We start from the raw sequence: 252 nt of genomic DNA, 5'->3' as shown, positions 1-252 counted from the left end.
GTCTCATGTTGACTTGCTCCATTCTTAGCCCGACTAACTCAGTCACGCGCAACCCCGTGGCATACAATAGCTCGAGCATTGCCTTATCTCTCAGCCCCATAGGGTCGTCACAATCAGGAGCATTTAGCAAGGCCTCAACTTCTTGCTCTGACAAGGTTTTTGGCAGCGACGGGGTTGTTTTGGGTTGCGCAATAGTATCCAGTGGAGACTGCGCGATTTGTTTTTCTCGCAACCAATATAAATAAAATCTCT

General features: G+C 48.0%; 1 protein-coding gene. It reads right to left on the bottom strand.

Translation table 11 applies throughout. The features are described 5' to 3' along the window. The coding region (locus tag CWC11_RS21785; protein WP_171038518.1) for a tyrosine-type recombinase/integrase at nucleotides 1–252 on the bottom strand (252 nt) is incomplete at both ends.

Origin of the sequence: Pseudoalteromonas sp. S3178 (genome assembly GCF_005886985.1) — a bacterium.
GTDB lineage: Bacteria > Pseudomonadota > Gammaproteobacteria > Enterobacterales > Alteromonadaceae > Pseudoalteromonas > Pseudoalteromonas carrageenovora.
This window is presented reverse-complemented; position numbering and strand designations above follow the sequence as displayed.